Raw genomic sequence first — 13519 nt, forward strand, 5'->3', positions numbered from 1 at the left:
CTTACAAAATGTTTAGAATCAGTCATTTTCAATATATTCTAATGTTAGCGTTTCAGCTTTATAAGGATTTCATTCAACTGGTAAAACCCTAATCAATACAAAGTATACCAGCAACTATGTGCGTGAATTCCTTCATTCAGTTCACTGATTTGCAGTCGTTAACATATATATTTTTCTAATACCTGCACAAAAAAAAACTGTCTGGATTTCTCCAGACAGCCTTACACACACTCCACAGGAGTGGGTAAAAAACCCGCAAATTAGTCACCCCCCGGTTAATTAATCATGCGGGTCTTTTTAAGAATTAATTCACAGAAACCTCACATATATCGAATTCGATTTTTAAATACAAATCCTGAAATGAAGGAATTGTTAAGGTTTCATTCGCCGAGCCTCCCGCTGAAATTGATGAACCAGATTCAACAATAGGGTTACTACCATCCGCACTTAAACTTGCACTAATAGTGTATTCCGTTACTTCATAGGCTCCGTCTTCTATATTAATAGCTAATGCAATTCCTCCTTCTACTGTACTCAATTGAATGGTACCGATTTCCAAATTAGTACTTAATCCATCTAATGTAGAAGCTTCAGCTAAGATCCTTACAGGAAAAGTAAAGTCAGTAGGTAATACAAGACCAAAACCTTCTACAAGATCTTCGCGTCCCCAGGTTGCAGTTCCACAATCAGGTCCTCCAATATCTACTGGACAACCGTCTTCATCTACTGCAGTACCAGTTGGAGTTTCTTCACATAAATCATCATTATCATACACTCCATCTCCGTCTGAATCTGGACATCCAACTGCATTTACAACAGCTCCGTCTGGTGTATTAGGACACTGGTCGATATCATTAGTGACACCATCACCATCAAGGTCATTGTTTCCGGTATCTCCTCCGCCAGAACCATCTCCGGTCAAGGCACCTTCACATTCACCAATAAGCAGGTGATAATATTCGTTTGTTGTACCATCTCCATTCAGTAAAGACTTAACCATGTTCCATGATAAAGTTATTCCCTGGATTGGTGAGTTATCAATGTCACCAGTACCATCCCAATCTTGCGGGTACAGTACCATGTACAAGTAAGGTTCGTTGTCACCAAGATTAGCAGGTGGACCTGGAACTACAAGACAAAGTGGATCTGCGTAATACTGACCATCACCGTAATCTCCAGTTGAAGCCATAGCTGAACTTTCTGTATGATCATAGAGTTGAATACCAGATGCATTCTCTCCAAAATATAGATCAATACTATAATCAGCTACATAATGTCTTCCATCTTCATCACAGTAGTTTACAAAAAGACATAAAGGATAAATAACTTCAGGAAGTATATCAAAAAATACATATCCATACTCATTTACCATTCTTCTATCAAAACATAGAACTTCTACATCAATGTATGGTTTAGTACCATCTTCAACAGTAAAATCAAAAGGTAGTGCCTGATCTACATATCCATCGAAATCACCATCAGATTCTTTTGGAGCTACCCAGATCAAATTTCCGGTAGAATCAGGATCACCATCATAAACCATAAAACCGTCGAGGCTAATCGTTACCTGGCCATTGTTTGGTACTAATATTTTAAGATCTTCAGAATAGTCGGTAAAATATCCATTTGCATCTTTGAGAATGGCTACATCTGTCTGGTAACTGTTCCCTCCATAGCTAAAATCTATTCTCGCTACAGCTGGTTCAGCATCAGAACAATCAGGAATCGTATTGAAATGATCCTTGCTTATGCTTTGAGCCGCTCGATCTACCAGATCATTGAGTGAAGCTCCAAACGTAATTTCCACTGCCTGAAGTTCTGCGTCATCTATTACCTCAGAACTTTCATCCTTACTACAGGATGTAAACATCATAGCGCCTAAGGCTATTAATGCTATATATTTATTTATAAACTTCATCATGTCTATTTTTAATTAATATTATTTCTGAAAAAATCCCATCCTGAAGTTTATGCAAATTCCAGGATGGATTTATTTTCAATTAATAGCAAGCCACTCCGTGAACAATTATCCAAAAACTGGAATCGCTGCTGCTACGCTCTAAAGTGAAATCTAAATCACCTGTACTTACCTCATCATTTCTGTTATACTGACCTGGACTTTTCGCTGTATTTCCAGGGTTATCTTCGCTTAAGTAAACGTGAAGATCATCAAGGCTAACTCCCGATTCAAGATCTATATCAAAATTGACCTCGTCCCCATCAACAGTAATTGTCACAGTACCTACAAGTTCTCCTTTGCTAGTATCATTTTGACCAGCTCCAGCCCAGAAATTGAAAGTTTTACTGTTACCATCAATTGTGGTATCAAAGTTTTCAGCCCATCCCCAACGGTTGCCATTTGAAATGCTATTGATTTGTGTATCACCAAACATAAATGCAGTTTCACAAGTATCACCTCCATTATCTTCTGGACAACCATCATTATCTGCAGGACCCTGAGTATCTGGACATTCATCTTCACAATCTACTACACCATCATTATCAGTATCAGTAGTACAATCATCCACTGGGCAACCAAAGTTATCAGCTGTTCCAGCTTCATTAGGACACTGATCACAGTCTCCGAATAATCCGTCACCATCTAAATCTTCTCCAGGACATTCATCATCTGGACAACCAAAATTTTCAACAGTACCTGGAACTTCTGGACATTCGTCATCAACATCTGGCACACAATCTCCATCCATATCTCCTTGAGTTGGCACACCAGGACAATCACCTATTGGTGGTTCGCAACCAATAAACAGGTGTATGTAATCTACAGATTCACCATCAGCACTCAATAATGCATCTACATCATTCCAGTTTAGACCAACTTCTGCTAATGGCGTATTATCTATATCACCATAGGAATCTGTCCAGTCTAAAGGTGTAACCGTATAGAAAAGATATTCAGTAGTAGGATCATCAAAAGGAGATTCTGGTACTACTAAACAAAGAGGGTCTGCAAAATATTCTCCATTAGTTTCACCAGTTGTTGGTGTTTGTGCTGTAGAATAAAGTTTTATACGCTCTTCACCATTATCATAATAAAGATCTACGCTATAGTTACCTACATAATGCCTACCGTTTACACTAGGGCAATAGTTTGCGAAAAAGCATAAAGGATAAAGTTTTCCAGGTACCAGATCAAAGAAAGGATAACCATATTCGTTCACCATTCTACGATCAAAACATAAAACTTCAATATCTATATATGGTTTCGTACCGTCTCGAACTTCAAAAGTGAAAGGCAAAGGGTTATCCACATATCCATCAAACTGTCCGGGTGTGGTTTCTATTGGAGCTACCCAAATTAGCTCACCATCATCATCTGGATCACCGTCATAAACACGGAAACCGTTTAGAGTCACGGTAACAGCACTATTATTTGCTACCGGTATTTTTAGATCTTCTGAATATGCTGTATAAAAATCTGATCCATCATTTAGAATGTCTACATCTACATCATAGTCATTTCCACCATAGCTAAAAGCTATACTAGCTACTGCTGGAAGTGCATCTGAACAATCAGGAATTTGGTTAAAATGATCCTTGTTCACGCTCATGGCTCGATTTGCCAGGTCATTTAATAAAGCTCCAAATTGTAAGTCTACAGACTGAATATCTGTGCCGGTTTCAGAGGAAGATTGATCTTCCTGGCTACAAGACATCACCAGCAACGCTAACATTGCTAATAAGCCCAAGCAAATTTTAAAATGTTTCATTTATGTTGTGTTTTAAGTTGATTAAAAAAAAGGGACACTTACTTCAAGTGTCCCCTCAATATTATTGAACCAAAGAAAGTTCTCCACAAGCTACTGGTAAAGTAGCGTTGCCATCAAGACCATGAATTACGATCACGTTCTTATCAAGAGATGTGAGATTTTCCATTTCGTCGGCTGAGAGTGTGAAAACTCTTTCGTAGATATAATTTCCATTTGCATCTGCAACAGGATATTGATCACCAGAAACAGAAAGACCCAATTGAACAGGACCGTAGAATGGCACACCTTCTTCAAGAGTCAAAATTCCATCTGCACCAGCAGCGTCCATAGTTGGACAGGTCGCATCCTGCTGAACTCCCTGTACAGGAGCAAATCCATGTATGTGCTGTAGGTGACTCATACCAGCAGTTGTATTGGTAGCAAGTACGGTTACATCAAATTTGTTTCCTGTTTTTGCAACTGAAGCTAAAGCTATAACACCTGAATCATTTAATTCTTTAGCACAGGTTTTGTAAACCATGGTGTCGTCACGAGGATCATCAAAGATTTGTGGATCATCAGACTCTCCACAACCTTCAAAGAAGTGGTAGTATTCCAGATTATCATCTCCATCGAAGAATGTTCTAATTTCCAGATCTGTAAGAATTGCAGTTCTAATTAATTCACCTTCATTAGCATCATAATCAGGACCATCTTGAATTCTAATTTCAATACGATATCTATCAGTCTCGTCTAATCTATCTGGTAATACAATACATAATGGGTCTGCAGAATACTGTCCGTCTTCTTCAACGATCATATTTTCAATACCACCATCGTAAAGATCTACAAGATTATTACCGTTTTCATCGACTGTCCATACATTTACGCTATAAGAAGCAAGGTAGTGTCTACCAGATGGAGGACAAAAGTTTCCAAAAATACAGAAGTTGATTAGTTCAGTATTTTCAAGTTCAAAGAATACATAACCATATTCATTTACCATACGTCTATCGTAGCAAAGAACTTCAATATCAATATATGGTTTTGTACCGTCTCGAACATCAAAATCGAATGGTAGTGGGTTGTCTACATATCCATCAAACTGACCTTCTTCAGATGATTTAGGCGCGATCCAGATAATATCTCCATCTGTATCAGGATCTCCGTCGTACACCATAAAACCAGTTAAAGTAACGGTAGTCGTACCGTTATTTGCTACTGGGATTTTTAATGCTTCAGAATAATCTGTAAAATATGCAGTTCCATCAAACAGAATATCTACATCTGTTGAATAATTCTGCCCTCCATAGGAAAATTCGATCCTTGCTACTGCAGGTGTAGCATCTGAACAGGTTGGAATCTGGTTAAAATGGTCTTTATTCACCTGCACGGCCCGGTTTACCAGTTCGTCAAGTGATGCTCCAAAAGTGATCTCAACAAATGCAGAATCTTCACCTGGATTCATTTTTTCGTTTTCATCTTTGCTACATCCGGTGAGCACTAAAGCACACATCGAGAAAATAGCGAGGTATAAATTAAATTTTTTCATGATTAAAAAGTTTTGGTTAAAATTTTGAGAATGGTTAATAAATGTCTGATCCAAGGAACGATACATGTTCATGGATAAAGGTTCTTAAGATTTGATCTTACGAGTTTTCCGGTTCAGATGGAACCAGGTGGGAGTGACTATCTACTTCATAACTACAGAGTTTTGGTTAATAAATTTTCGAATGGTTAATAAATAATATTTGTTATCTCAAATGAGATGATTCTTTTCAATTTATTAAGTAGTAGGGATCGGGGGCGATCTTAGTGTAGGAAAGATTTTGTGAAGATGGGGGCAACCTCTTTTAGAAATCTATGTAAATATATGTTATTGTATTCCTCAACTTTATAGGGGAAATCCCCTATTATTTATCTTAAAACATCTCTTTAACAATGCTTTAAGATTTTGGTATTTCTACCAGGTTGTGATTGATAGCGTAAATAATGCTTTCAAGGATCGTGTCTGAATTTGTTCTTTTTATAATACTTGATCTGTGCTTCTCTATCGTTTTAGGGCTAATAAATAGTGCTTCTGAAATCTCCTTGGTCTTATAGCCCTTACATAATAGAGTAATGATCTCTTTTTCTCTTCTCGTGAAATTCTCCTCTTCCATACATTTCGCCATCGCCAGAGAATTTTCAACTTCTGTAGCCGTAGATCCCACGTTGTCTCGAAGACAATATTCATCACCCATAAAATCAATCAGCATTATATAGGTATCCTGAATTTTCGGAGTTAGTTTTGAAAGCGTGATACGTGCATTCCTAAGTTTCTGACTCGTGATCCTGAGAGTGGTTTCAGTTGTAGCATGCATATGCTTACCTTTTGCAAATTTGCGCAAACATTCCCGTATGGTATTCTTAGTTTCCGGTCTAACAATATCTGTAATATCCAGCATTTCTTCACTTGTTCTGAATGTATTTCTTGCGACATCATTCATATTTACTATCTGGTCCTTCTCCAGAAGCAGCACGGGTTGATTCATCAGGTGAAAAAGACCCATAAAGCATTCATGCCAGTAATTAAGTTTGTGTTGCTCTGCAGTGCGAGCAATTCTGGAAACCAATTGCTCTAAACCTGTGGCAGTAGAATGATACTCATCTACAAGATCTTTGTATCGCTTTGCCATCATCTTAATTTCCAACGAACTTCCATAGATTGCAAGATGTGCTCTTTTTAGGAAGTGGGATGCCTTAAAGTTTTTCAGATTCTTAAAATCTGAAGGTTTACGATAGGAAGTTTTGTCGAAAACAATCGTATCTGGTAATAAATTGAGAACCCTGTGATAAGCTACGTGAATAGATCCTTCTATGGAAATATCAAACATAGTGCTCAAACCCTGATCAAGTTCCTGGATAAGCAATTCATTCTTACTTACAATAAGTAATTGTTTCTTTTGCATTTTATCTCAAACATTAAATAAATATAAACAAGCTCCAATTGCAACTAAGTGGGATAAAAGTTACACTTCAAATAGATCATGAACAGATCGGGAACATTTTTAGGGATAACCAAATATAATGGCTGTAAATCCAGAGATAAAATTTTTACAGTAATATTACTCTGACAATTAGTTATTTACAATGTAGGTATTAAGGTTTTCTTAACAATTTTAACTTACTTCAACGAGTGGAAAGCTGAAATTACTCTCTATATTAAGATTATCTTAACAACTTACAGCCAGAATCTTTCTTACAAAAAAATTACAGCTATCTTAACAACAGTACTTTGACTTCGGCTTTCTTAATAGCTTTACAATAAGTAACTTTGCCATCTTGAAAAAATGTATGGCGAAATTTGAAGACAGTATCGAAGTATTAGGAGCTAGAGTTCACAATCTTAAGAATATAGATGTTTCTATACCCAGGGAACAGCTGGTTGTCATTACAGGTCTCTCTGGATCTGGTAAATCTTCACTCGCATTCGATACTATCTATGCTGAAGGACAGCGTAGATACATTGAAACTTTTTCTGCTTATGCGCGCCAGTTCTTAGGAAGCCTGGAACGTCCAGATGTGGACAAAATCGAAGGTCTCTCTCCAGTGATCGCCATAGAACAGAAAACAACCAGTAAAAACCCAAGGAGTACCGTAGGAACCATCACAGAGATCTATGATTTCCTGAGATTGTTGTTTGCCAGAGCCGGAGAAGCCTACAGTTACAAGACCGGTGAGAAAATGGTGAGCTACACAGACTCCCAGATAAAAGAACTCATTTTACAGGATTTTAAGGGTAAAAAGGTGAATATTCTTGCACCAGTAATTAGAAGTAGGAAAGGTCACTACCGCGAATTGTTTGAATCCATTGCCAAGCAGGGATTTATAAAAGTTCGGGCAGATGAAAAAGTGGTGGATATTGAAAAAGGCATGAAGCTGGATCGATACAAGACTCATGATATTGAGATTGTTGTAGACCGCCTTAAAATTGAAGAAAAGCCCGAAGCAGATAAAAGACTTGATGAAAGTATCAAAACTGCCATGTACCACGGGGAGGATACTTTGATGATCCTGGACCAGGATAGTGGTGAGGTTCGATATTTTAGCAGGAATCTTATGTGTCCTACTACAGGAATAAGTTACCCCAATCCAGAACCAAATAGTTTTTCCTTCAACTCGCCTAAAGGAGCTTGCCCTAATTGTAATGGGATAGGAACCTTGTATCAGGTGAATATTGACAAGATTATTCCGGAGCCTAAGAAATCCATTAAAAACGGAGGTCTGGAACCTCACGGACCTCAAAAAAAGAACTGGGTATTTTCTCAACTTGAACTTATAGCTGAACGCTTTGATTTTAGTCTGAATGACCCCATCAATAAGATTCCGAAGGAAGCATTGGACATGATTCTATATGGAGGAAAGGAAAAATTCAGTAAGGAATCCAAGGCTCTAGGAATCACCCGGGATTTTAAGATCGATTTTGAAGGTGTGGCAAGCTTTATTGAAACAACCTTTAAGAACAACGATTCTACTTCTTTACGTAGATGGGCTAAGGAATACATGGATAAGGTAGATTGCCCCGAATGTGAAGGTACCAGATTAAAAAAGGAAGCTTTATATTTCAGAATAAATGATAAAAATATTGCAGAACTTGCTAATCTTGATATTTCAGACCTTGCTGACTGGTTCGAAAATATCGAAGCAAAGCTTTCAGCAAAACAATTACAGATTGGCCAAGAGGTCGTAAAAGAAATTCGCGCCCGTATCGCCTTTCTGGTAGATGTAGGTCTTACGTACCTCAATCTTAATCGTGGCTCCAAATCACTTTCGGGTGGGGAAGCACAACGTATAAGACTTGCTACACAGATTGGATCTCAACTGGTAGGTGTTTTGTACATTCTTGATGAACCAAGTATAGGACTGCATCAACGTGATAACGAAAAGCTAATTAATTCTCTGGAATCATTAAGAGATATCGGGAATACAGTAATCGTTGTTGAGCACGATAAGGATATGATCGAAAGGGCAGATCACGTGATCGATATTGGACCACGTGCCGGGAAATATGGTGGTGAGATCATTAGCGAAGGTCCTCCTTCAGAACTGCTGAATCATTCTACGCTAACCGCAGATTATTTGAGTGGTAAAAAGGCCATTGCTATTCCGGAAAAAAGACGAAAAGGTAATGGGAAGTCGATAGAATTAAAAGGTGCGACAGGAAATAACCTGAAGAATGTAAGCATTAAAATTCCATTAGGAAAAATGATTGCGGTAACCGGTGTATCGGGAAGTGGAAAGTCTACTTTGATCAATGAGACCCTCTACCCTATCATGAATGCTCATTATTTTAACGGTGTTAAGGTTCCTAAACCTTATAAAACCATTAAAGGACTGGACCATATAGACAAGGTGATCGATATTAACCAAAGTCCGATTGGGCGAACCCCGCGTTCGAATCCCGCGACTTATACCGGTGTATTTTCTGAAGTGCGGAATCTTTTTGCTAAAACTCCTGAGTCTCTTATTCGGGGATATAAACCGGGAAGATTTAGCTTTAATGTGAAAGGCGGAAGATGTGAAACCTGTAAAGGTGGCGGACTTCGTGTGATCGAAATGAATTTTTTGCCAGATGTTTACGTAGAATGTGAAACCTGCCAGGGGAAACGCTTTAATCGTGAAACCCTGGAGATTCGATATAAAGGAAAATCTATCGCAGATGTGCTGGAAATGACCATCAATGAGGCTACACCTTTCTTCGAGAATATTCCGAAGATCTATAGAAAATTGAAAACCATCCAGGATGTTGGATTGGGATATATTAGTTTGGGACAACAATCCACAACACTTTCTGGAGGAGAAGCCCAAAGGATAAAACTGGCTACTGAGCTTTCCAAAAGAGATACCGGGAATACTTTTTATATCCTGGACGAGCCAACGACCGGTTTGCATTTTGAAGATATCAGGGTTTTGATGGATGTCTTAAATTCGCTAACCGATAAAGGAAATACAGTCCTTATTATAGAACATAATATGGATGTGATCAAAATGGCAGATCATATCATAGATATAGGGTACGAAGGTGGTAAAGGTGGTGGTGAAGTTGTCGCAACCGGCACTCCTGAACAAATAATTAAAAACACAAAAAGTTACACTGCTCGCTTCCTCAAGAAGGAAATGAGTTAAATCAATTATATGAAAGCAGCAAATAGCAATAAAGCCTGGAACGAGATAAGAACGAATGATTCCTGGGCGATCTTTAAGATAATGGGGGAATTCGTGAATGGATACGAGAAACTAAGCCAGATTGGACCTTGTGTTTCTATTTTTGGATCTGCACGAACTAAACCAGATATGAAGTATTACGGACTGGCCGAAAAAGTGGCGAAAAAGATCGTTGATCATGGCTATGGCGTCATCACTGGTGGTGGTCCCGGGATCATGGAGGCTGGTAACAAAGGAGCTCACCTTGCCGGCGGTACATCTGTTGGACTTAATATCGATCTTCCTTTTGAGCAGCATGACAATCCATATATAGATAACGATAAAAGTCTTGATTTTGATTATTTCTTCGTTAGAAAGGTAATGTTCGTAAAGTATTCACAGGGGTTTGTAGTAATGCCTGGTGGTTTTGGTACGCTCGATGAATTGTTCGAAGCGATTACTCTAATTCAAACACATAAGATCGATAAGTTTCCAATCATTCTTGTTGGTACAGAATTCTGGGGAGGTCTTGTTGAATGGATCAAAACTACCCTTCTTGATAGTTTTCAAAATATTAGTCCTGCAGATATTGATCTGGTACAGGTCGTAGATACTGAAGACGAAGTAATAGACATCCTGGATAAATTCTATGATGAATATAACTTAAGCCCGAATTTCTAATATTTTCAACTGCTGAAGGTATCAAACTTTGTTTATATTTAGATCTGATTTTTATCAGCACTAAACTTAAATTTCGTTGAAATACCTTCAGTGTATCTTTCTAGTCTTACTATTCCCGTTATGGCTCTCTGCACAAAATGCCATGAAGGTGAACGCCCGTCTGGTTGACAGTCTTCATACTATTGAAGTCGACCAGCAAATTACTTTTGTCAATACTGAAGAAAGAGAACTGGTAAGTATTTACCTGAATGACTGGAACAATGCATTTAGTTCCAAGACTTCTCCTCTGGCGAAAAGGTTTGCTGAAGATTTTGCCCGCCGCTTTCATTTTGCCAGGCAGGAAGAACGTGGTCATACCTCTATTGAGTCCATAAATTCTGCTGAAGGATTCGCTTTGGAATGGGATCGTCCCGGCAATATTGAAGACCTGGTACGAGTATTTCTCCCCGAACCACTGGCCTCCGGAGATTCCATCACGATAAACCTTCAATACGACTTGAAAATTCCTGATGACAAATTCACCCGATTTGGTCGGGATGGTGATGGGAATTACAAATTACGTTACTGGTACATGACTCCTGCCCCACTGGATAACGGTTGGAAACTTTACAGTCACAAAGATCTCGGCACCCAATATGTAAGTCCGTATAGTATTGAGATCGATATCGATATTCCTACTGAATATTATGCAGCTTCAGCATTAGACCTTACGCGCACCCAAACCAGAAAAGGTTTTAAGACCATTCATTTTAGCGGAGACCAACGTGTGGATAGTAAAATGTACCTTACCAATACTTACATTTTTGAATCTCTACCTGCCAACTCTAACAAAGTAATCACCAATATCCGTGATGAAGATATTGAGCTGGAAAACAAAACAAAGTTGCTCTCCCGAACCTTTAGTTTCCTTGAAAATCGGCTGGGAAGCTATCCCAATGAAAATATCTTTATTACCCAGGAAGATTATCAGAACAGTCCTATTTATGGACTTAATCAATTACCAGGTTTTATACGTCCATTTCCAGACGGATTTCAATATGATCTCAAACTATTCAAAACCGTAACTAATTACTATCTCCAGAACTCAGTTTTCATCAATCCCAGAACCGAGAAATGGGTGACCGATGCTATTCTGGTTTCATTAATGATCGATTACGTGGACACTTACTATCCTAAAATGAAACTTATTGGGAATTTGAGTGACATAATTGGAATTCGCTGGTTCCATGCTGCAGATCTTGAATTCAACGATCAATACCAATTCCTTTACATGAATGTAGCCAGGATGAATATTGATCAGCCACTAAACACCAGCCAGGATTCCCTGGTCAAATTCAACAAGAATATTGCAAACGCCTACAAAGCTGGTGTTGGGATCAAATATCTTGAAGAGTTTCTAGGCGACTCAACGGTATCGAAATCTATTGGTGAATTTTATAAGAAGTATAAACTAAAACCTACGAGCGATGATCAATTCGCAGAGATCCTTCAGAAGAATGCAGGGAAAGATATTTCTTGGTTTTTTGAAGATTACGTAGGAAGCAATACTAAAATTGATTTTAAGATTCAGAAGGTAACAGAAAGAGAGGATGATTCTCTCGATGTTCAAATCAGGAATTTAAGGCAGAATGAAATGCCTGTCAGTCTCTACGGACTTAAGGACGGAAAATCCATCTTTAAGACCTGGGTAGAAAAGGTTCGGGATACTAAAACGGTTACTATCCCCCGAATGGATATCGAAAGACTTGCTTTAAATTATGAAGCCGAGATCCCTGAATTCAATCAAAGAAATAATTACAAGCGTGTAACCACACTGCTTAATAAGCCCTTACAATTCAGGCTGCTTCAGGATATCGAAGATCCAAGGTATAATCAGATCTTTTTTATGCCAGAATTTGATTTCAACCTTTACGATGGTATTTCCATTGGGCCTAAACTTTATAATAAAACAGTTCTGAGCAAAACTTTCAATTTTTCACTTTCTCCAAAATATGGTTTTGGTAGTGAAACTCTTGTTGGATCGGCATCATTCTATAACGCCCATCAGTTCGAGAATAATTATCTGTACCTTATTTATTATGGGATTGGAGGTTCACGATATTCCTATGGTTATGATCTATTCTACCAGAAATACAGTCCGTTTCTGGTTTTCGCCTTCAGAAATTCATATTTAAGAAGTAATGAAAGTCAGCGTTTATTGATTAGAAATATCAATGTTCATCGAGATCAAAATCCTGAGGATCCACTCCTTCAGCCAGACTATAATGTTCTGAATGTGAAATATAACTATAGCAACCCTAACTTTCTAAAGCATTTAACCGCATCTTTCGATTATCAGCTATCAGATAAGTTCAGCAAAATAGCGGTAACAGCAGAATATAGAAAACTGTTCACCAATAACAGGCAAATCAATTTAAGGTTCTTCGGAGGAACATTTTTGTACAATGATGCCCGTAATAATGATTACTTCAGTTTTGCGCTGGATCGTCCTACAGATTATCTTTTTGACTACAATTACTACGGAAGAAGCCAGGGAAGCGGATTGTTCAGCCAACAGATCATTGTTGCTGAAGGCGGCTTCAAATCTCAACTCCAACCGGAATATGCCAATGAATGGATTACCACTATAAACGCAAGTACCAATATCTGGAAATGGATCTACGCTTATGGTGATGTGGGTATTGTAAAGAATCGGCATAAGAATGGAAAATTACTTTACGATTCCGGTATACGTATGAGTCTCGTTCAGGATTACTTTGAACTTTTTCTTCCGGTCTATTCCAACCTGGGCTGGGAAGTGGCTCAGGAAAATTATGATGAAAAGATCAGGTTCATCGTCTCCCTTGATATTGGCACAATTATAAAACTGTTTACAAGACGCTGGTATTAAATATATTCCCTTACGTTATACTCAGAACAATTTCGTATTTGTCAACGAATTCTAG

7 protein-coding genes are annotated in these 13519 nt (G+C 38.2%); 3 read left to right on the top strand and 4 right to left on the bottom strand.

Annotation, left to right across the window (positions count from 1 at the left end; genetic code table 11):
• Positions 1-304 precede the first annotated feature (304 nt).
• The 4 genes from ACNKXS_RS07555 to ACNKXS_RS07570 form a co-directional block, all read right to left on the bottom strand.
• Positions 305-1921 (bottom strand): hypothetical protein, encoded by a 1617-nt coding sequence (locus ACNKXS_RS07555; protein ID WP_417920348.1) that lies wholly within the window; start codon positions 1919-1921, stop codon positions 305-307.
• 79 nt (positions 1922-2000) lie between these two features.
• Entirely contained in the window at positions 2001-3728 is a 1728-nt protein-coding gene (locus tag ACNKXS_RS07560; RefSeq protein WP_417920349.1) for a hypothetical protein, read from the bottom strand.
• 61 nt (positions 3729-3789) lie between these two features.
• Positions 3790-5259, bottom strand: coding sequence for a hypothetical protein (locus tag ACNKXS_RS07565; RefSeq protein ID WP_417920350.1), 1470 nt, complete (start codon positions 5257-5259; stop codon positions 3790-3792).
• Positions 5260-5653: 394 nt separating this feature from the next.
• Positions 5654-6658 (bottom strand): response regulator transcription factor, encoded by a 1005-nt coding sequence (locus tag ACNKXS_RS07570; protein ID WP_417920351.1) that lies wholly within the window; start codon positions 6656-6658, stop codon positions 5654-5656.
• A gap of 385 nt (positions 6659-7043) precedes the next feature.
• Here ACNKXS_RS07570 and uvrA point away from each other — a divergent pair, with 385 nt between their 5' ends.
• The 3 genes from uvrA (at position 7044) to ACNKXS_RS07585 (ending at position 13464) form a co-directional block, all read left to right on the top strand.
• Positions 7044-9875: an excinuclease ABC subunit UvrA gene (gene uvrA, locus ACNKXS_RS07575; protein WP_417920352.1), complete on the top strand. Its 2832-nt coding sequence runs from the start codon at positions 7044-7046 to the stop codon at positions 9873-9875.
• Positions 9876-9884: 9 nt separating this feature from the next.
• Positions 9885-10574: an LOG family protein gene (locus ACNKXS_RS07580; RefSeq protein ID WP_026915679.1), complete on the top strand. Its 690-nt coding sequence runs from the start codon at positions 9885-9887 to the stop codon at positions 10572-10574.
• A 76-nt stretch (positions 10575-10650) separates the two neighbouring features.
• The gene (locus ACNKXS_RS07585) at positions 10651-13464 is read left to right on the top strand and encodes a metalloprotease (RefSeq protein ID WP_417920353.1); all 2814 of its coding nucleotides are present in this window, start codon (positions 10651-10653) and stop codon (positions 13462-13464) included.
• Positions 13465-13519 lie beyond the last annotated feature (55 nt).

Source organism: Christiangramia marina (assembly GCF_048285865.1).
GTDB classification, from domain to species: domain Bacteria; phylum Bacteroidota; class Bacteroidia; order Flavobacteriales; family Flavobacteriaceae; genus Christiangramia; species Christiangramia marina.